At 55.5% G+C, this 20,790-nt stretch carries 14 protein-coding genes and 5 pseudogenes; 8 read left to right on the top strand and 11 right to left on the bottom strand.

Annotation, left to right across the window (positions count from 1 at the left end):
* Positions 1-402: 402 nt before the first annotated feature.
* On the top strand, positions 403-2,022 hold the full coding sequence (locus INS80_RS00720; RefSeq protein ID WP_420824325.1) for an ISL3 family transposase: 1,620 nt from the start codon (positions 403-405) through the stop codon (positions 2,020-2,022).
* A 30-nt stretch (positions 2,023-2,052) separates the two neighbouring features.
* Here INS80_RS00720 and INS80_RS00715 read toward each other — a convergent pair.
* Both INS80_RS00715 and istA read right to left on the bottom strand, forming a co-directional pair.
* Positions 2,053-2,496, bottom strand: a pseudogene (locus INS80_RS00715) (ATP-binding protein); the annotation flags it as partial.
* Positions 2,486-4,015 (bottom strand): IS21 family transposase, encoded by a 1,530-nt coding sequence (gene istA / locus INS80_RS00710; protein ID WP_110732346.1) that lies wholly within the window; start codon positions 4,013-4,015, stop codon positions 2,486-2,488. The gene istA and the pseudogene INS80_RS00715, both read right to left, overlap by 11 nt.
* A 309-nt stretch (positions 4,016-4,324) precedes the next feature.
* Here istA and nthA point away from each other — a divergent pair, with 309 nt between their 5' ends.
* Genes nthA through INS80_RS00695 form a run of 3 tightly spaced genes read left to right on the top strand, consistent with a single transcriptional unit; the run spans position 4,325 to position 5,947 of the window.
* Positions 4,325-4,948 (top strand): nitrile hydratase subunit alpha, encoded by a 624-nt coding sequence (gene nthA / locus INS80_RS00705; RefSeq protein WP_192963683.1) that lies wholly within the window; start codon positions 4,325-4,327, stop codon positions 4,946-4,948.
* The gene (gene nthB / locus INS80_RS00700; RefSeq protein ID WP_192963684.1) at positions 4,945-5,610 is read left to right on the top strand and encodes a nitrile hydratase subunit beta; all 666 of its coding nucleotides are present in this window, start codon (positions 4,945-4,947) and stop codon (positions 5,608-5,610) included. The genes nthA and nthB overlap by 4 nt, the downstream gene beginning before the upstream one ends.
* On the top strand, positions 5,603-5,947 hold the full coding sequence (locus tag INS80_RS00695) for a nitrile hydratase accessory protein (RefSeq protein WP_192963685.1): 345 nt from the start codon (positions 5,603-5,605) through the stop codon (positions 5,945-5,947). The genes nthB and INS80_RS00695 overlap by 8 nt, the downstream gene beginning before the upstream one ends.
* On the opposite strand, the gene INS80_RS00690 is transcribed toward INS80_RS00695, so the two are convergent.
* Positions 5,927-7,102: an amidase gene (locus INS80_RS00690; RefSeq protein ID WP_226892503.1), complete on the bottom strand. Its 1,176-nt coding sequence runs from the start codon at positions 7,100-7,102 to the stop codon at positions 5,927-5,929. The genes INS80_RS00695 and INS80_RS00690 overlap by 21 nt on opposite strands.
* A gap of 235 nt (positions 7,103-7,337) precedes the next feature.
* Here INS80_RS00690 and INS80_RS19210 point away from each other — a divergent pair, with 235 nt between their 5' ends.
* Positions 7,338-8,108 (top strand): IclR family transcriptional regulator, encoded by a 771-nt coding sequence (locus INS80_RS19210; protein ID WP_226892489.1) that lies wholly within the window; start codon positions 7,338-7,340, stop codon positions 8,106-8,108.
* Positions 8,109-8,187: 79 nt separating this feature from the next.
* Here INS80_RS19210 and INS80_RS00675 read toward each other — a convergent pair.
* Positions 8,188-8,580: pseudogene (locus INS80_RS00675) on the bottom strand (ATP-binding protein); the annotation flags it as partial.
* A 42-nt stretch (positions 8,581-8,622) separates the two neighbouring features.
* Between INS80_RS00675 and INS80_RS19530 the strand changes: the two are divergent.
* Together INS80_RS19530 and INS80_RS00660 are read left to right on the top strand one after the other, a co-directional pair.
* Positions 8,623-9,698, top strand: a pseudogene (locus INS80_RS19530) (DDE-type integrase/transposase/recombinase); the annotation flags it as partial.
* A gap of 81 nt (positions 9,699-9,779) precedes the next feature.
* A pseudogene (locus tag INS80_RS00660) lies at positions 9,780-11,160 on the top strand (DDE-type integrase/transposase/recombinase).
* A 159-nt stretch (positions 11,161-11,319) separates the two neighbouring features.
* On the opposite strand, the gene INS80_RS00655 reads toward INS80_RS00660, so the two are convergent.
* From INS80_RS00655 to INS80_RS00630, 6 genes are all read right to left on the bottom strand, one after another.
* The gene (locus INS80_RS00655) at positions 11,320-11,979 is read right to left on the bottom strand and encodes an ABC transporter ATP-binding protein (RefSeq protein WP_192963691.1); all 660 of its coding nucleotides are present in this window, start codon (positions 11,977-11,979) and stop codon (positions 11,320-11,322) included.
* Positions 11,979-12,764, bottom strand: a complete 786-nt coding sequence (locus INS80_RS00650) for an ABC transporter ATP-binding protein (RefSeq protein ID WP_192963690.1) — start codon at positions 12,762-12,764, stop codon at positions 11,979-11,981. Before INS80_RS00650 ends, INS80_RS00655 begins: the two co-directional genes overlap by 1 nt.
* Before the next feature lies 1 nt (position 12,765).
* Complete coding sequence (locus tag INS80_RS00645) at positions 12,766-13,659, bottom strand: branched-chain amino acid ABC transporter permease (RefSeq protein WP_369411343.1); 894 nt, start codon at positions 13,657-13,659, stop codon at positions 12,766-12,768.
* 83 nt (positions 13,660-13,742) lie between these two features.
* Positions 13,743-14,639, bottom strand: coding sequence for a branched-chain amino acid ABC transporter permease (locus INS80_RS00640; protein ID WP_192963688.1), 897 nt, complete (start codon positions 14,637-14,639; stop codon positions 13,743-13,745).
* A gap of 149 nt (positions 14,640-14,788) precedes the next feature.
* Entirely contained in the window at positions 14,789-16,078 is a 1,290-nt protein-coding gene (locus tag INS80_RS00635) for an ABC transporter substrate-binding protein (protein WP_192963687.1), read from the bottom strand.
* Between the two features lie 127 nt (positions 16,079-16,205).
* Complete coding sequence (locus tag INS80_RS00630) at positions 16,206-16,826, bottom strand: pyridoxamine 5'-phosphate oxidase family protein (protein WP_192963686.1); 621 nt, start codon at positions 16,824-16,826, stop codon at positions 16,206-16,208.
* Between the two features lie 235 nt (positions 16,827-17,061).
* Here INS80_RS00630 and INS80_RS00625 point away from each other — a divergent pair.
* Positions 17,062-17,810: pseudogene (locus INS80_RS00625) on the top strand (IS3 family transposase); the annotation flags it as partial.
* A 56-nt stretch (positions 17,811-17,866) separates the two neighbouring features.
* On the opposite strand, the gene INS80_RS00620 reads toward INS80_RS00625, so the two are convergent.
* Entirely contained in the window at positions 17,867-20,752 is a 2,886-nt protein-coding gene (locus tag INS80_RS00620) for a Tn3 family transposase (protein WP_192963715.1), read from the bottom strand.
* Between the last annotated feature and the right edge of the window lie 38 nt (positions 20,753-20,790).

Raw genomic sequence — 20,790 nt, 5'->3', positions numbered from 1 at the left:
CTGTCAATCATAGGATTGGGCGGAGCCTGGCTAACACTACTTGGACCGTTTATTGCCTATCGTCTTCCGATCCTCGTAGTGGTTGGCCTCGCGCTGGTTTGGGCCTGGTATCGTATACTCAGACCCAGGCCCTGTTCAGTTGGAAGGAATTCTGCCGTAGTTTGGACGATACTGGCGACGCTTTCATTCCTGATTGCTTTGACTTCACCATACTGGGAAGCTTCGGCACAACGTTTCATGTGGGATCTGTGGAGATCTACTCGGTAAAAACGTAACGGCTTGTATTAGGTTGCCCAACCTATGTTTTCTTCGGGAACTTCTGTCGCGTAGCCCTTAATTGGGTTCTGCCTCAATTTGTGTGGCGCAACTATCCTGAGCTTGGAACATTCGGGAGGGATAGTCGTGATTTCAAAAAAGCACTGGTCGCCCGGGAGCGACGTTTCGGTTCAAGGCGTTAAGCGACGTGATTCCGGCGGGTGGCTTGTATCCGGTGTTTTGGCACCCAGAGGCATCTGCCCAGATTGTGGTTTGCATTCTCGGCGTCGTCACGGGTGGCGGCAAAGGCGGCTACAGGATTTACCTGCACTTGGCGACAAGGTAACAATCGCACTCTGGGTCTGCAGGTGGCGATGTCGCGCTTCCACGTGCCCGCGGCGGACTTTTTCGGACTACACCTCGTCAATTGCGCGTCCATTTGCACGTCGAACTTCGCGTGCTGATGACATTGTAGTTCATCTGGGGCACGCCACGGGTGGACGGCCTGCCGAGCGGCTCTTGCGCCGTTTAGGCGTCGGTGTCAGCAATGACACGGTGCTGCGACACCTCAAGAAGTGTGCGGAAAGCGTCGCCCCGCCGCCAACGGTCATTGGCATCGACGATTGGAGCTGGCGCAAGTCGCAGACTTACGGAACCATCATCGTCGATCTCGAGCGGCAGACCGTAATTGATATTCTTCCGGATCGGAGCGTTGAAAGCTGTGCGAGCTGGCTGCGGCAGCACCCTGAGATTGAAGTCATCAGTCGGGATCGTTGTGGCGGATATGCGAAGGCCGCACGTCAGGGTGCACCGCAAGCCCTGCAGGTCGCAGACCGTTTCCATCTCGTCCAGAACCTGCGCCAGGCCATTGAAGAGCAGATGAATATGCATGGCCGCGCCACCGGGCGGGCGCTATTGTCAGATGCCGAAAACATCAGCACGGCCAATCATCTACTGCGATCGCGTCTTGCTCATCGGAAATCACGTGAGGAAATTTTCCGAAACATCCATGCGCTTCGTGATCAAGGGCTGTCTTGTAGCGAAATTGGACGTCGGACCGGCTTCCCGCGTCGTAGTGTGGCGAAGTGGTTGAGCTCCGACTCGCCACCAGACCGCCGCCGAGCTGCATTGAAGCCCACGTCGCCGTGGTATTTTGAGAGCATACTGGCCGATCTCTGGAAACAGGGTATCCGGTCCGGCCAGGAATTATTGGTCGAAATTCAACGCCATGGCTATGAGGGCAGCTTGTCTCATTTGCAACGTCTGCTGGCCGGATGGCGAAGGGATGAACAAACCGTTCTAGCAGGCCCGACCGACACGCCGCTGCCCCTGGCGCCTGTGCGGGACCCGCAAACCGGTCACGCCATTTCGCCGGTTGTCGCAGCGGCGCTCTGTATCAAGCCGCGACGCAAATTGACCGCAGACCAGGCCCAAAAGGTAGATGCATTGAAGGCCGGATCGCCAAGCTTTGCCACGATGCGGAGCCTTGCCATGCGGTTTCAGGGCATTTTGCGCGGCGACCAGTCCGCCCCGCTGGACGCATGGATCGACCTGGCCATTGAGACTGGCATCCCACCAATCATGCGCTTTGCCCGCACGCTGCACCGCGACATCGAGGCCGTGCGCAATGCCATCGAACTTCCGTGGAGCAACGGTCAGGCTGAGGGCCAAGTCAATCGCCTGAAGACCCTCAAGCGCGCCATGTACGGTCGCGCCGGACCAGAACTCCTCAGAGCCCGAATGCTGCCACTGCGCCACACAGATTGAGGCAGAACCGATTTAAGGGTAACGCGACACCTGCTCCAGCGCGTTGACCAATTCCACGGTCGAGAAGAAGCGCACCTTACGCCGGTGATGTTCGATGGCTTGGACGCCGATTGCTGTGGCTGTGTGGCTCTTGCCCGTTCCGGGACCGCCGATCAAAACGACATTCTCGGCCGCTTCGATAAACTCGCATCGGTGTAGCTGCCGCACTGTCGCTTCGTTGATCTCACTCGATGCAAAGTCGAAGCCCGTCAGATCCTTGTATGCGGGGAAGCGGGCGACCTTCGTGTGGTAGGCGATGGACCGTACCTCGCGTTCGGCGATCTCGGCCTTGAGCAGCTGTGACAGCATTGGTGTGGCAGCTTCGAACGCTGGCGCGCCCTGGGCGACCAAGTCTTCAATCGCATTTGCCATGCCATAGAGCTTAAGACTGCGCAGCATGATGACGATAGAGGCTCCTGCTGGGTCATGACGCATGGCGCTTCTCCTCAGTCTGTCGCAACCCGTCATAGCGACCGACGTTGGCCACTGGCGTTGTCTGCAATGCCAGTGCGTCCGGCGGATCGACCTCGGGGTGATCTGTCGGTCTGCGGTCGATCAATCGATGCAACAGGTTCAGGATGTGCGTCTTGGTGGGGACGCCTGCTTCAAGTGCCAGCTCCACTGCACACAAAACGTCCTCTTCGTTGTGCTGAAGGACCAAAGACAGAATGTCGACCATCTCTCGGTCACCGCCTTCTTTACGCAGCATGTGATCCTGCAATTGACGGAAGGCATCCGGCATCTCCGTGAACGGCGCACCATTCCGAAGTGCGCCCGGTTTGCGTTGGATAACAGCGAGATAGTGGCGCCAGTCATAGATGACCTTGCCGGGCTTGCGATGAGACCGCTCGATGATCCGCGCATGCTTGCAAACCGTTTGCCCTTCAGCGACCACGATCAGCCGTTCGGGATAGACATGCAAACTGACACGGCGGTTCGCAAAGCTGGCGGGAACGCTGTAGCGATTGCGTTCGAAAGTGATCAGGCATGTGGGTGACACACGCTTACTGTGTTCGATAAAGCCATCGAATGCCGGCGGCAGTGCCATCAGCGTAGGCTTCTCGGCCTCCCACACGTCAGCGATGGACCCCGGCAAAGCCTTGTGCGGCGTCTCTGTCCAAAGGGCGATACAGCGATCTTCAAGCCATTGGTTCAGCTCTGCCAGATCGGCGCAGACCGGCATGACCTGCCACATGCGGTTGCGCGCATCCTGCACGTTCTTCTCAACCTGGCCTTTCTCCCAACCGGCCGCCGGATTGCAGAACTCGGGCTCAAACACGTAGTGGCTGGCCATAGCCTTGAAGCGTGCATTGACGTCCCGCTGCTTGCCTTTGCCCACACGATCAACGGCGGTCTTCATATTGTCATAGATCCCGCGACCAGGCACACCGCCGAACACGCGGAATGCATGCCAGTGGGCGTCAAACAGCATCTCGTGCGTTTGCAGCGGGTAGGCCCGCACCAAGAAAGCGCGGCTGTGCGATAGCTTGATATGAGCGACCTGAAGTTTGACGCGCTCACCGCCGATGTTGGCCCAGTCCTCGCTCCAATCGAATTGGAAGGCTTCGCCGGGCGCGAACACCAAAGGCACGTAGGTGCCGCGCCCCGTCGTCTGTTCCGCTCGATGCCGATCTTCACGCCATGCCCGGGCGAAAGCTGCCACGCGTTCATAGGAACCATTATATCCCAGCTTCACAAGATCAGCATGCATTTGCTTCACTGTCCGCCGCTCTTTGCGTGACTTCCGCGTCTGGATTAAAAGCCAGGCTGACAGCCGATCCGCGTAGGGGTCCAGCTTGCTTGGACGCTTGGGCGTCTTGAACTGCGGTTCCACCGCACCTTCACGCAGATACTTCTTGATCGTGTTCCGAGACAAACCCGTCCGCCGGGCAATCTCCCTGATTGGCATTTTGTCACGCAATGCCCAGCGTCGAATGACACTCAAAAATCCCATGTCGATCACTCCTAATCCCCCCAACCAAAACCGTCGGGGAAGTGTGTTCACATGGGTCAATTCTCAGTGACAATTTATAGGGCTACCGGGTCAGTTCTCAGTGACAATCAACAAGTCCACCTTTGATCTTGGTCCTCGAATGCCACAGATGGCTTGCGTAGAAGAGTTACCCTGCCCGTCATGACCATGTCCCGGTTGCGATCTGACGTTGAAAACACCCAAAGTGAAATTCTTGATATTGAATATGCTTCATTATATAGAATAATATGGAATAAAAGATAAATTGAAACCAGCGGTAATCACTTCACGATGTCAGATCATGATCACAAGCACAGCCATCATTCACACCTGACTGAAACCGAGGGACGGGTGCGCGCCTTGGAGAGCGTTCTCAGTGAAAAAGGCTACATAGACCCTGCAGCGGTTGATGAAATCGTACAGACTTACCAAACGAAAATCGGACCTCAAAACGGGGCTCATGTGATTGCCAAAGCTTGGACTGAGCCTGATTTCATGGATTGGTTGAAGTCAGATTCCACGGCAGCAATCCACTCTCTTGGTTATACATCACGCCAAGGAGAACATATCGAGGCGGTCTTCAATTCCGAAGAGGTGCACCATGTTGTCGTTTGCACCCTGTGCTCCTGTTATCCATGGTCAGTACTTGGTCTGCCGCCGACATGGTACAAGTCACCTCCTTACCGCTCCCGTGTAGTCAAAGAGCCGCGAAAGGTCCTTGAGGAATTTGGAACCATAATACCTGCAAACCGGAAAATTGAAGTCCATGATTCCACCTCTGAGATGCGGTATCTCGTGGTTCCGCAACGTCCTGACGGCACTGAGGGGTGGGACGCGCAAAAGCTGGCAACGCTCGTCACAAGAAATTCGATGATCGGAACAGAGTTTGCGCTTAACGCTGGATCCCTTTCATGAGCAGCGCTGCCGATCTGGGCGGCGTCAGGGGCTTTGGAGCCATTGGCCAGGAAGAAAACGAACCCGTGTTCCATGCCGATTGGGAAGCACGCGCCATGGGGATCGTGATTGCTTTGGGAGCCTGCGGACTGTGGAACCTGGATATGTCGCGCAGCGCACGCGAGACCTTGCCAAAACCCTTTTATCTCACCGCAAACTATTATCAGATTTGGCTTGAGGCCGCGATCAAGTTGATGAAAGAACGCGGGATGGTCAGCGATGCTGAGATTGACGCGGCCAAAGCCATGGAACCACCCATAGCCGTTAAGCGCATGCTTGCCGCAGGCGATGTTCAAGCGGTTCTATTCGCCGGTGAGCCTGCGGATCGAAAACCTGAGGGGCGTCCTCAATTTGAAATCGGTCAATCTGTCAGGACCATCAGCGATCTTCCGCAAACCCATACGCGCCTGCCGAGCTATGCCCGCAATAAGCAAGGCATCATCACAAAGATACATGGGTTTCACGTTCTGCCAGACATGAACAGTCAAGGTTTGGGAGAGCACCCCCATTGGCTATACCAAGTGACGTTCTCATCACACGCCCTATGGGGCGCTCAAGGCAATGAGATCGATACAATCACGCTCGACTTGTGGGAGCCTTATATGAGTATTTCCGATGACTGATCTTGATCTGAAACGCCTCCCAGATATCGCGCTAAAAGAAGATGAGCCCGTCTTCAACGAGCCTTGGGAGGCGCAAGCTTTTGCAATGGCTGTCAATCTGCACCAAAATGGACTCTTTGGTTGGAACGAGTGGGCCGACACGCTGTCCGCCGAGATCCATTCAGGTCTGGAACGCTCGTATTATGAACACTGGCTTGTCGCTCTGGAGAAAATTGTGGTGGCCAAAAAACTCACCACCGGCCAAAAACTAATTGAATGTGAAGCCGCCTGGCACCGAGCCGCCAAAGCCACGCCACATGGAGAGGCAATCGTCCTCTCAGCTGGCGACACTGTGTGACGTCATAATTTGCTCACCGAGCGAAACCAATTCTCGATCTGATCCTTTCGGGCCAAGCAGGCTGATGCCGAAGGGCGCGTTATCAACGCTCATTAAGGGCAATGTGATTTGAGGCAGTCTGGCAAGACCTGAAAGACAGAGCAATTGTATCATCTGCAAGCGAAAAGCTTGAAGTTCCGATGCATTGCTGGTCTTCAAAGGCGCGCAGCTGGGCACAGTCGGCAGCAACAAAACGCCATCTTCGCCAAGTATGGTCTCAAGCGCCTCTTCAATTGCTGATCTTTGCGTTGCGACATCCAAAAAATCGTCATGCGTGATGGTTGACCCAAATCGAAACCGCTCCTTGATCGCATCATCAAGATCAGGATTCACGCGACTGACCCAGGGGCCCAAACTTTGCCAAGCCTCATAAGACTGATGCGTGATGAAAATACGTGAGGCCTCTTCAAACGAGAACCCAAGCGATGTGAGGGTCTTTGTCACCTGGAAATGCTGTGTCACCTTCTGTGCCCCGACCTCAAATACGCGTCGCTCCTGAGGTCCGGACAGAAGCGTGTTGAAAGGGTCAAAGGTCAACAGACGGGTCAGTTTGGCGGGCACTGGCGGACCCAGTAGCACATCAGCGACCATGGAATAGGTTTGCGCATCTTTTGCATACCAACCAAAACAATCAAAGCTTGGGGCAAGCGGCATGGCTTTATCGAGGGACAGAACACCATGGGTGGGTCTGAGCCCAATCAATCCACAAAAGGATGCCGGGGCCCGGATGGAGCCGGCCGTGTCCGTGGCCGTTGCCATGTCAACCGCGCCGGCTGCCACAAGGGAGGCAGACCCAGAAGATGATCCGCCCGTCAATCTGTCGGGGGCGCGGCTGTTGACCGGTTGCCCATAATGTTTGTTTGACCCCATCAGCGAATAGCACAGTTCCTCGCACTGACTCTTCCCGACGCATACAGCGCCCGCATTTAGCAGTCGTTGCACCTCAATATGCGTTTCGCGATCAATTGGCGCTTCCGCCAGTCGGCTTGGCTGACCCCACCCATTTGGATAACCCTCTACAGGAAACACGTCTTTCACAGCCAAAGTGGTTCCAGAGAGCGGACCGCTTCCAGCATAATCGACGCTGACCGGAGGGTAGTCACACCACGCGTTCAGCTCATGGCCTCGGGATTGAGGGGCGATAACTCAGCTCCTTGTTGTGTGTTAATGTTCAGTATATCGAATATCATTCTTTATCGCGAAGTGGCAAGCCGTTTCCCGCTTATGCCCCCGTCCACGGCCTGATGATCGTTCATGATTAGATTGCTTTTGATCTCCGACAAGGATAAGAATTCGATATACTGAATAATAATCCTGCGACCTGCCTAAGGGACTGGAAAGAGAACAAAAAATGAAAAGTCCCAAAAAGAGCCCCGCACCGGCACTCAGCAGAGGATTGCACCTGCTGGAATTCATCGCCAAAAGCACAAAACCCCAGAATCTGACAACAATATCAAATCATATGGGTATCGCTATGAGCTCGGCCCATTCAATTTGCACCACGCTCTTGCAGGAAGGCTACCTCGAAAAGCAGAGCGACGGCTCGTTTCATTTGACACTGAAGGTTCTCGATCTCGCCAGTTCGAAAATCAAAAGCTATGAGATCGTTGAACATTTCAACAAAGCCTGTGAAGAAAACGAGCTCATTCGCACAAACGGGGCAACGCTCACAGTCCTGGAAGGCCCTGATGTTTTCTTCATCGCCACGCGAAACAGCCCTCGACCCTTCGGAATTAAGTTCCGGCCTGGTACGCGCTTGCCTGCTTGTTGCATGGCCTCCGGTCGTGCGCTTTTGGCCAATCTTACGGACGACGAAGTCTGTGAGCTTTACCCAGCTGAAGAGATTCCGCAAGTAACCAAGGCCCATCCCAAATTTCGCAGTGAACTATTAAAAATTCTGCAGCAGGTTCGCCAAAACGGCTATTCGCAAGAGATCAAAGGCACCGCGCCAAACATGATTTCTTATGGGGCGCTCGTTGCTAAACCCTCCGGTGAAGCCGTCGCAGGCGTTTCCATCTCATTGCATGAAGACAATGTGACCGACGCGGTATCCCTCGAGGCAATTGAAGCCATCAAAAATCTGGCGGCTCGCCTGTCCAGCTTCGCAGATTTGGTCACATAAACACCCTTGTTGATTTCCGCTGAGAAGTGACCCGGTATTTTCACCGAGATTTGACCCACCCTTGTTTATGTCTCAGCGGTTATGTTGTGGTCGATGTTGGCGTCTCCTTTCTCTTTTTCTTTGCGGCTTCGGAGCTGGCTTTGTAGCGGTAGCTGTCGTTGCCGGTTTCCAGGATGTGGCAGCGGTGTGTGAGGCGGTCGAGCAGTGCGGTGGTCATCTTTGCATCGCCGAAGACCTGGGCCCATTCTGAGAAGCTGAGGTTGGTGGTGATGACGACGCTGGTGCGCTCATAGAGTTTGCTCAGGAGGTGGAAGAGCAGTGCGCCACCGGATGAATTGAACGGCAGGTATCCGAGTTCATCGAGTATGAGCAAGTCGATCTTGGTCAGCATCTCGGCCAATTTCCCGGCCTTTCCAAGCGCCTTTTCCTGCTCCAGGGCATTGACGAGAGAGGTGGTCGCGTAAATTCGGACCAGCGTTTAAGGTGGATCGCATGACGAAAGAGACGATCCAGAATGACGAAGAGAAAGAACCATTCGGCGGAGTTCAAATCCAAGGTTGCGCTTGAGGCCATCCGCGAGGAACTGACGCTGGCCGAGCTGTCGCGCAAATACGGCGTGCATCCGAACATGATCAGCGGCTGGAAACGCGCGGCGATTTCCAACATGGCGCAGACCTTTGAGCGCGGCAAATCCGATGAGGCCCGCGCCTCCGAGGCCGAGATCGAGAAGCTGCATTCGAAGATCGGACAGTTGGTTGTGGAGCGGGATTTTTTGGCGAGTGCCTCGCATCGCCTGACGGCCTCGGGACGCGAGGCAAAAAATGGTGAGCGCGGATCATCAGTTGAGCCAGAGACGGCAATGTGCGCTGCTGCGGCTGACGCGGTCGGGCCTGTATTACCGACCAGTCGGCGAAAGCGCCGAGAATCTGCGGTTCATGGCAATCATCGACAAGCAGTTCCTGGAAACGGTTGCCCGTTGAAGGCGCCATTGGTTCAAGCCCAATGGGCGACGGTACGGATCGCGGCAGATGGCGCGGCACATGCAACGTCAGGGGCACAAATGCGGTCGTCATCGTGTTCGGCGCCTGATGCGCAAGATGCGGCTAAAGCACATGCCGAAAAACCTGAATCACTTAACGCTGCCTGAAATTAAAGATTTCAACGCGTTAAGTGATAAGGCATGCTTCAGGTATTCGGCATGATGCTGTAATGCCGATTTATCAGACGCCCAACACCAGCAAGAAGCACCCGCAGCACAAGGTCTGGCCCTATCTTCTGAAAGGGCTCGCTATCACCCGGCCCAACCAGGTCTGGTGCGTCGATATCAGCTACATCCCGATGCGGCGGGGCTTTCTGTATCTCGTCGCCATCATGGACTGGTACAGCCGCAAGGTTCTGGCCTGGCGGCTATCAAACAGCATGGAAGCCGACTTCTGCATCGAGGCCTTGAAAGAGGCCCTGGCCGCATACGGCCCGCCCGAGATCATGAACAGCGATCAGGGTAGCCAGTTCACCGGCTTCGATTGGACGAATGCGCTGACCGAAGCCGGGGTGGAAATCTCGATGGATGGCCGGGGCCGTTGGATAGAGGTGGCTCGACAAGTCTGAACAGTCGAGTTAGGTGGATTTTCCGCTCTTGATCCGGCAGCGAGCCGGGACGAAGGAGCGAACATGGCAAGACGACCCAGGCGGAACCACAGCCCTGCTTTCAAGGCGAAAGTCGCATTGGCAGCCTTGAAGGGCGACAAAACGATGAGCGAACTGGCGACGCAGTTTGACGTTCACCCCAACCAGATCAAGCAGTGGAGTGAGGAGGAACAGAAAACCATCCGGTGAATGGTTTTCCCGACGAACCAGCTCGTCGACGGCGTGGCGGATGTTTTCGACGACAAGCCGAAGGCGTCGAAAGAGCCCGAGATCGACATCAAATCGTTGCATGCGAAGATTGGCCAGCTGACGCTGGAAAATGATTTTTTGGGATTGAAGAGGGACCGTGGCCCCGGTGGGGCCGCGTAAGCCCGATGAAAGCTCGCCAAGGCCGGTCTGTTGGGGAGCGCAAAGAAATGACCAACCGTGACCACAAGCTGAGCCTCACGCGTCAGGCCGATCTGCTCGGGATCAGCCGCGGCAGTCTCTATTACGAGCCGCGTCCCACCAGTGATGATGATCTCAAACTGATGCGTCGGATTGATGAGCTTCACATGGAGTATCCGTTCGCGGGCAGCCGGATGATGAAGGGCCTCCTCCGTCAGGAAGGCTTCACCACTGGGCGGCTGCATCTGGCCACCTGCATGAAGCGGATGGGCATTCAAGCGCTCTATCGCAGGCCGAACACCTCAAAACCAGCACCGGGTCACAAGGTCTTCCCGTATTTGCTGAGAAAGCTGGCTGTGACACGACCGAACCAGGTCTGGGCGATGCCTTGCCCGGCAGGCGCATCCGCAGGATGCTGCCGAGAGGGACATTACCTACATCCCCCTCTCGGGACCTTGCTTCGCAAGGCCCTGCCGGGCAAGGCATGGCCCGTGGCTTTGTCTATCTGGTCGCTGTGCTGGACTGGTTCAGCAGGAAGGTTCTGGCCTGGCGGCTGTCGACGACGCTCGAAACCGGACCGTGCATAGAAGCTTTGAAAGACGCCATGCGCCGCCACGGCAAACCCGAGATCATGAACACGGATCAGGGCAGCCAGTTTACATCCATCGACTTCATCAAAACGCTGAAGGATGCCGACATCCAGATCAGCATGGACGGCAAGGGCGCGTGGCGGGACAATGTCTTCCCTCTCATCGTTTGCTATGCAAACGACTGCCGGGCAGTGGTCGAACGGCTCTGGCGGACGATCAAATACGAAGAGGTCTATCTGCGCGCCTATGACAGCGTATCGGCGGCCCGCGAAAGCCTGGGCCGATATCTGGCTTTCTACAACGGCAGAAGGCAACATTCATCGCTGGACGGGCAGACGCCCGATCAGGCATATCTCAACCCGTCGTCACCAATCCCCCCTCACGGGACATGCTCCGCATGCCCTGACGGGCAACGGGTGGCGGCATAACCGAGCGGGAAATCCACTTACGAAACGCCTCGAAACTGTTCAAACGAACCGAACCACCTCTCCATGTTTGTCGCTCGTCGATGAACTTTGCTTTTATTCTATGGGTGGAATGTCGGGTGACGGCGAGTACAAGTTTTGTGGTGAAGAAAGAGTGGGCTCTTAGGCTGCTTTGGCCGCTTCCATCAAACTGATCTTGCCTCTCTCAATGGAATAGACCCTGTCAACGACCTTCTGTGAATGTGTGTAGTCAGATTCCGATACGAGAACTGTCAGCTTCTCTGAGCGTAAATCACCGATCACTTCCATCAAGCGTGCTGCGAGTGCGGGGGCTACGCCTTCAAAAGGCTCATCCAAAAGAAGCAGGTTGGAACCGGCGACGAGCGCACGGGCCAAGGCCACAAGCTTTTGTTGTCCCCCGCTCAGGGTGAGCGCTTTGCGGTCAGCAAAACGACCAATTTCGGGCATGAGTTCATACACCCATTTCAGCCGAGATTGGTCGGTGTTTTTGGTGGCCCATAAAGAGACCAGAATGTTTTCTTCAACGGTGAAGTGCGGCACGAGCCTACGGTCTTCGGGCAAGTACCCTATCCCGAACGCTGCACGCTCATGAGACGGTGCTGAATGTAGAGCTGTGTCATTGAACGTAATGCTCCCCTGCTCGACTGGCAGCGCCCCCATGATGGAGCGCATCAAAGTGGTTTTCCCCGCTCCGTTTCGGCCAATCAAGCCACATGTTGTGCCAGTTTCAATTTCCAAACTGACATCGTGCAGGATCGGAACCCGTTGAATGGAAAGACTGATGTTTTTAATGGACAGCATTAGTTGGCCCTCTCTTTGGCTTTCGTCTCTCCGCGGTGGAACTCGCTGCCGATGACGAACTCCCGTACCTTTTCGTTTTCCAACACATCCGCCGTGGGACCATCAGCAAGAATAGTGCCTTCGTAGAAAGCAACGCAGCGTGGCGAGAATTCCTCGACGATCTCCATGTCGTGCTCGATGAACAAAACCGCTGTTTCGGTCTCTTTGAGCGCATTGATCAGGATGCGCATGAACTCCATTTTTTCATCCGCACTGACACCGCTTGTCGGTTCATCAAGGAAAAGAAGATCAGGATCGGCAACAGTTGCCATGGCAATATCGACGAGTTTACGCACACCCTGTGGCAGGACTTGGATTTCCTGGTCAGCATATTGATCAATTTTAAAGCGTCTGAGCATGGTCAACGCTTCTTCTTGGAGTGACGCATCAATGGCTTGCCGGAAAAGCACGGGCCTGTCCTGTTTGGCAATCGTGAGAGCGATCAGCATATTTTCTATCACTGGAAGCTCGGGAAAGAGCTGCGGGATTTGAAACGAGCGACAGATCCCCAACCGTGTAATATCACGTGTTGGTTTTCCTTTGATGTCTTTGCCGCGGTACAGAATGTCTCCCGAACTTGGTTTCAAATATCCCGTCACCATATTTACGAAAGTCGTTTTGCCGGCTCCGTTGGAGCCGATGACGCCCAGGATTTCGCCAGCTTCAATTGAGATATTGACGTCCTTGGCCGCGTAGACCGCACCAAATTTCATTTCCAGGTTTTTGGTTTCAAGTATTGTTGTCATATCATTCACCTGCTGCAGGGGCTGATGCCGTCTGCTGTGGTTTGGATTTTTTCTTGCGGGTGAGCAGCGACCAAAGTCCTTTTGGCAGGAAGATGATGGTCAGGAGCATGACACTTCCCAAAATCATCTGCCATGTGTTTGGCGATATCTCGACCGCGTAGACGCGTACAATTTCAAGGATGAACGTACCGATCAGCGGCGCTGCAACGTTGCCGATCCCGGAAAGGATTGAGACAAAAACAAACTGACCGGAGGTCGTCCAGTTCGTCATTTCCGGATCGACGTGACCAAGAACCAAAGACCACAGCACACCGCCGATGGATGAGACGACCGCGGCCAGCATATATGTGATGTGGACGGCTTTGTGCGCTGATGTGCCGAGATACTCAACGCGCAGTTCATTTTCGCGGATCGCTTCATTCACATAGCCGATTGGGCTTTTCAGGAAACGATTGAGAGCAATAGCGCATCCGATGGCAATGAAGCAGGTCAAGATGTAAAGCGTGATGCGTCCCACTTCACCTGTTGGCGCCCAACCCAAATAGGTCGGTGTTGGCAGGTTGAACCCATCCGTACTGCCAAGCTCTTCGGTGCTGGAAAGCAATCCGAAAAGGATCATGGAAATCGCAAGGGTGAGCATCGCGTAGAAGATTTCTCGGTATCTGCGCAGGAGAAACCCGAGGATTGCAGACAGAATGAGAGCCGCTACGACGCCAATTGCCAGCAGCACGAACAGGTCGGAGATGCCAAGGAATTTGGCAGTCATACCCGCTGCATAGCCTCCCACACAGAAATACAGACCTTGGCCAAACGAGACGAGACCGGCCCGCATTTGGATCATGACGCCAAGGGCCACCATGCCGGTGCCCATCGACACATGGATGTAGTTCACCACCCATTTGGGCAGGATGAATGCGATCAGGATGAGGGTTGGAAGTGCCATCAGAAGCCCGATCTCGGTGCGGTCTAGTTTGGACATCATATCTTTCTGCTTTCTGCCAATGCGAATAGGCCGTAGGGCTTCACGGCGAGAACAGCCGCCATGACGAGGTAGATCGAAAAGAGCTCTGCGGGCGGATAGAGATGGACTGAGGCGGCGCGCGCAAAGCCCACAATCAAAGCGCCGATCATGGCACCTCCGATTGATCCCATGCCACCTATGACGATCACGGCAAAGGACAAAACAATGATCTCAGCACCAATTCCTGGTGAAACGGAAATTTCAGGTGCGGTGATGGCACCACCAAGTGCGCCGAGAACGGCACCGACAACGAAAGTCACGGTGAAGAATTTTGTGACGTTAATCCCGAGGGCTGCGCTGATCTCGCGATCCTCAATAACCACCAAAAGCAACTTGCCGACGCGGGTTTTATTAAGCACGAAATAGAGTGCGATACCGACGATGATGGCAACGGATATGATGATAAATTTGTAGACGGTGTAGGGAATGTCGAAGACATCGATGGTTCCGAAATGAAAAGCTGGCTGCCAGGCAACGTAGGATTCTGTGCCCCAGATCAGCTTGGTGGCGTCTTCAAGAATGAGGAAGATCGCGTAGGTCACGAGAACCATCAGCACTTCATCACGGCCATACATGAATTTGAGAACGCCTCGTTCCACCAGAAGGCCGGAGGCTAAACCGGCGATGAGCGCGGCAAGCGGAATGAGAAGAAACGAAAAGACGATGGGGGAGCCAGTTGTCGCGTAAAGACCAATGGCCCATGCTGAGGAATAAGCTCCAAGCGCATAAAACCCGCCATGGGCGATGTTGAGGATCCTCATCACACCGTAAATCAGTGTCAGCCCCACTGATGATAAAAAAAGCCATGCGGCGAACCCGAGGCCGTCCACTGTGATCGCTATAGCGGTCAGCATTTTTGATACTCCAGTCTAATTTTGAACTCTCCTTTGCTCAGTTTCAGCTTGGAGAAAAACCGGGCTGACCAGTCTTTGATGGACTGGTAACCCGGCAAGTTGGTCGGAAATGGCTGACATCTGTCTGCCAGCCATCTCTCTCGGGAAGTTTATTCGCAGACAGCTCCTTCAAAGCCACCTTTGATCCAATCAACTGAGCCAACATTGGCTGGCGGGTTCACACAGCCAGCGCTGTAGGTACGAACATTCTCGACCGTTCCTTTGCCTGATGCTGCATCGAACTTATATGTGCCGTATGCAGTGGCGGTAATCGCCTGGTGACCATTGGCGAGCGACATGTTCACTTCTCCAGACATCGACTCAAATGTCAGGCCAGCCAAGGCACCGCGAATGACTTCAGGGTCTGACGAGTTTGACTGATCAGCAGCGGCTTTGATGGCCAAAATGGATTGCGCCATTTGATAGGCCGGGCTCACAGGTTCGGTTCCGAAGCGATCAAAATATGCCTTCTGGAACCATTCAGCCAATTCGGTCTCTGGTGCGTAAGGACCATTGAGGCCGCGCGCGCCGATGATAGTGCCGTCTGGAATTTGCGCTCCCAGGCGCGGGATCGCCGTATCGGAAGATGTCAGCACCACTTGGCTGCGCCCGAACAAACCACGACCGGACCCTTGGATGATCAGCGCTTCGAGATCACCGCCCCAGAAGGAAGAATGGACAACATCCGGTTTGGCGTTCAACAAAGCAGAAATTTCTGAACCGTATTGGCCAGCGAAGATCTTCGGAAATTGTGTTTCCGTTTCTGTGACAGAGTCTTTGAGCGACGCAACGGACAAAGAAAAGTCGCGCCAGCTGTCCTGACCCCATGCGTAGTTCTGATTGATACCACCAATCGTGCTCACATCACCCATGGTTTCGACCACGTATCGCGCTGCTGCGACGTTATCCATGGTCGCATGGCTGAGTGTGCGGAACAGATATTGTGGTTCTGTCACGATCTCTTCGAAGATTTGCGGCGTTCCACAAATTGAGAAGACGGTGAGTGTTTTTAGCTTCTCAGCTTCAGGTGCAATCGCTTTACAGCTTCCAGACGATGCATAGCCGACGATCGCATCGACACCGTCTTTTTCGACAAGTTTGACGAAATCAGCGTTCTTTTGCTTTGAGTTTTCGTCGATCACGACGGTCGAAATCTGGGCTCCACCAATGCCAGCTGTGTTGTAAGGCGCCGGAAGTGTTCCTGCATTTGCAGCATCAATAATGAGTTCTGCCGCGTTTCTGGCTGGAATGCCGAACGGGCCGGCTGCCGGACCAGATAGAAATGAGACGACACCGACTTTGAAGGTTTCTTCCTGGGCAGTTGAAGGCGCAGCACCGATCGCCGTGGTTAGCAACATTGCTGAAGCCAATGTGCTCATTTTTTTCATTGTTTTGTTCATGAAAGGACTCCCTGATTTTTCAGTTTTGATTGGATCTATAGTGAGCGGATCGCCACCAGGTCTGGACCGCCAGAAGCGGCTGAGTTGAGTTTTCGACATGTGTCGGCGGAACTGAGCGGGTGAATGTTCATTCGTTAGCATCCACACGATGAGGATCGGTTTTTGGCAGCCCGTGCCGGATGTAATCGCGTGTCTTCCACTCTGGTGGAGGCGGCACACCCTGGCCTTCACGGGGCACATGCGGGGACGGTAATCCCTCAGCGAGGTTGGGAAGGTAACGCGGGCAATTTGGATAGATTTCGCATCCGATCCTGACCACAAACTTGGCCCCGTAGTGCCTGGACAGCGACGCCTCATCATCGTGGATGGATGCGACACCGTTGATGCGTATGCGACGGCTTTTTCCATCAAACTTGGCGAAGAGAAGCGCAATGTTTGGATTTTTACGAATGTTGCCGAGGGTCCGGTACATCGAGTTCCCGTCATATTCGGGATATTCGAGGGTGTTGTCGTCGACGACTTTTACAAAACCGGGATCGCCGGATTTGATGTTGCAATCGACGTAGTCGTCCCAAGTCGAGGCGATGAAAAAGAACGGCGCTTGAGAGATCATCTCAATCTCGTCATCCCAGAAGGCATAGTGCTTGCGATGTTTTTCGATCGCTTCTGCCGTTCGTCGTCCGTCATGCATGTCCTGGAAGTGACGCATGCCTTCATGGAAAAATGGACGGTTCCATGCCTCACTCATTCAGCTTTTTCTCCCTGCGGCACACAGGACGGGTCCGTCCATGATCGCGTTGTTCATCTATATTCGATATTTCGAATTTCGTTCTGTATATAGAATATTAAACAATGATTAATGTCAAGCGCGCGTTGAGAGCGTTGCTATTTGATTGTTAGAGGTGGCTCGACAAGTCTGAACAGTCGAGTTAGGTGGATTTTCCGCTCTTGATCCGGCAGCGAGCCGGGACGAAGGAGCGAACATGGCAAGACGACCCAGGCGGAACCACAGCCCTGCTTTCAAGGCGAAAGTCGCATTGGCAGCCTTGAAGGGCGACAAAACGATGAGCGAACTGGCGACGCAGTTTGACGTTCACCCCAACCAGATCAAGCAGTGGAGTGAGAAGGAACAGAAAACCATCCGGTGAATGGTTTTCCCGACGAACCAGCTCGTCGACGGCGTGGCGGATGTTTTCGACGACAAGCCGAAGGCGTCGAAAGAGCCCGAGATCGACATCAAATCGTTGCATGCGAAGATTGGCCAGCTGACGCCGGAAAATGATTTTTTGGGATTGAAGAGGGACCGTGGCCCCGGTGGGGCCGCGTAAGCCCGATGAAAGCTCGCCAAGGCCGGTCTGTTGGGGAGCGCAAAGAAATGACCAACCGTGACCACAAGCTGAGCCTCACGCGTCAGGCCGATCTGCTCGGGATCAGCCGCGGCAGTCTCTATTACGAGCCGCGTCCCACCAGTGATGATGATCTCAAACTGATGCGTCGGATTGATGAGCTTCACATGGAGTATCCGTTCGCGGGCAGCCGGATGATGAAGGGCCTCCTCCGTCAGGAAGGCTTCACCACTGGGCGGCTGCATCTGGCCACCTGCATGAAGCGGATGGGCATTCAAGCGCTCTATCGCAGGCCGAACACCTCAAAACCAGCACCGGGTCACAAGGTCTTCCCGTATTTGCTGAGAAAGCTGGCTGTGACACGACCGAACCAGGTCTGGGCGATGCCTTGCCGGGGTCGATTCCGGCTGGGGGCAGGATCGTATCATAAGCTGATCCTGACCTACCTTTTCCACCTGTATTCACCGGTGAGCAAGATATGCGCCCATCCGAGGGGTGAGATGTGCGCCAGAAGCTCTGGCGAGCAGTCGAGCCCTTCGCGTTTTCGGGCTTTGATCGCGTGGCCGAGGTGTTTCGTATTCCAGTAGATGATGATCGCAGCCAGCAGGTTGAGACCGGCCATTCGGTAGTGCTGTCCTTCGGCGGTGCGGTCGCGGATTTCACCTTGGCGTCCAATGCGCAGGGCATTTTTCAACGCGTGATGCGCCTCGCCTTTGTTCAAGCCGATTTGGGCGCGGCGCTGCATGTCAACGTCGAGCAACCAGTTCATGATGAAAAGGGTGCGCTCGATGCGCCCGATTTCTCGAAGCGCCAGGGCAAGCTCATGCTGACGCGGATATGAGGCGAACTTCCGCAGAAGTTGGCTGGGCGGCATGGCCCCTGCCGCCATCGTGGCGACGGCCCGCAGGATGACTGGCCAGTTGTCGACGATCAATTTCGCCCGAACCTTTCCGCCGATCAGACCGCGCAGTTCCTTCGGCGCGGCGGCAGAGTCGAAGAGGTAGAGCCGTTTCGATGGCAGATCACGGATGCGCGGGATAAAGTGATAGGACAGCAACGCCGTGACAGCGAAGACGTGATCCGTGAAGCCGCCGGTGTCGGCGTACTGCTCTTTGATTTTGCGCCCGACCTCGTTCATCAACAGCCCATCCAGGATGTAGGGCGCTTCGTTGACGGTGGCCGGGATGTTCTGGGTGGCGAACGGGCCGAACTGGTCGGAGACGTGGGTATAGGCTTTCAGGCCGGGCTCGGAGCCATACTTCGCGTTGATGAGGTTCATGGCCTCGCCCTGCCGGGCGGCAGGGAAGAACTGCCCGTCACTGGACGCGGTGACGCCACCACCCCAGAACTGGGCCATGGGCAGACGGGTCTGAGCTTCGATCACCATGGCAAGCGCCCGGTTGATGGCATCGCTTTCGACATGCCACCGCGACAGGCGGGAAAGCTGGAAGTAATTGTGAGAACTGGTCGCCTCGGCCATCTTGCTGAGCCCAAGGTTCAACCCCTCGGCCAGCAGTACATTCAAGAGCCCAATGCGATCTCTACAGGGAACGCCGGTGCGTAGATGAGTGAATGCTTCAGTGCAGCCGATATCGTCATCGACTTCTTGCAGCAGATCGGTGATGCGGACTGCGGGCAGGCGGCCATAGAGATCGAGCACCATGTCGTCGACATCGCCGGGCACGGTGCCGGTGAGGCGATCCAACTTGAGAACGCCATTTTCAATAGATCCACCTGGGATTGCGCCAGTTCGGGCGGCTCTAGCCAAGCGATTCATGCCTTCCGCCAATCGCGTTTTACGATCTTCAAGCCAGACCTCCGGCTCAAAGGGCATGGTCAGTCGCGGCGACGCCTTCGCCGCCTCCATCGGCACAAGTGCCTGTTTCAGGTCAGCGTAGCGCCGGGAATGCGGGAGCCAGATATCGCCGGAACGGAAAGCTTCTCGGATCTGGAACAGCACGGCGACCTCCCAAAGCCGGTTGTCATCGGGCTCCTGGGCATTGAGGTGGCGATGCCATTTTGACGTGCGGCGCAGGAACGAGGACTGGCGGGGCGCATCGGTCTGATCTTCGGTGAGGATTTTGGCGGCTTTCACCAAAGGCGCAGCCACAGGGGCGTTCCGGACATCGAGCACACGCAGCATGCGTGGCGCATAGCGCCGGAACCGGTGATATCCGTGAACGACATGCGCCAGAGCGTCGGCGGCCATCGTGTCGGTCAGCTCGGCAGCGGTTGCCACCATATTTTCGAGACGTGTCCAACCGCATGCCGCTTCCGTGGCCGCGTCGAGGGATGTGTCATCTCCCTTGGCTTCCAGCAGGGCGGCGCCCAAGTCTTTGAATGACCGCAACGTCTCCTGCAGCGAAGATCTGGCATCGGCGATCCGTGCATCGCATAGTTTCTTCGCGTCCCGCCAGGTTTTGCCAACAATCCGGTCATGGGTCTCGATCACCGCATCAGCGATGGTCGCGGTCCACTCGATGGCGCAGACTGCCAAGATCGCCAGACGCCGGTCGCTGGTGATGTCGCGTAGCCCGTCGGCAAAGTATCTCTCACCCTGACGGCGCAGGCGCGTGACCCGATGGGGCGGAACATCCTCCAGGATTCCGGGCGGCACTGCCAATGCCTGCAGGAATTCCAATCTGTCCAGGAGCCGGGATGCCCCCGCCGAGTTGTTGCCCACCTCGAACTGGCGCAACCAGACGAACCGGCTGACCTTGCCATCGACCATCTCGGTCAGCATCGCGTCCAGCCGTTCCTTCATTTGGTCATCAGCCCTGGCGGCGATCCGGCTTTCTATTCTGCGCTCCGCCGCTACGAGGGCGTCGGCGCACAGCCGCTCGATGACCGAGACACCGGGCAGGATGGTCTGTGTCCGACGGCATTCCTCGACAAACCGGCGCGCCAGGTCTTCGTTGGAACGGGCCGTTTCGGCCTCGCGCTCAAGCCACGCCTTCAAGTCACGCGCACCACGGCCCGAGAACATCTTGAAGCCGTAAATCCGGCGAAGGTCGATCAGGTGCCTGCGCCGTGTCACATCGGTCTCGGCGTAACAGGCAAGGTCTTCGGAGCGTTCGCCAAGCTGTGCAGCGAGGAAGCGGCTCACTTCCAGGGGGATGATCTCCCCCGGCATCAGAAGACGACCGGGATACCGGAACGCGCACAACTGCAGTGCGAAGCCAAGCCGATTACGCGCCTGCCGCCTGGTGCGGATATGTTCGATATCATCATCGGCCAGGGTGTAGTGGTGCAGGAGGGTGGCTTCATCAGTGGGCAAATCAAACAGCGTAGAGCGCTGTCGTTCGGTCAGAATGGACCGTCTTGGCATGCTGGATTGTCCTTGTTAGTCATTAGTCTGTTCGGGAC

Source organism: Phycobacter azelaicus (genome assembly GCF_014884385.1).
In the GTDB taxonomy this organism is placed as follows: domain Bacteria; phylum Pseudomonadota; class Alphaproteobacteria; order Rhodobacterales; family Rhodobacteraceae; genus Phycobacter; species Phycobacter azelaicus.
This window is presented reverse-complemented; position numbering and strand designations above follow the sequence as displayed.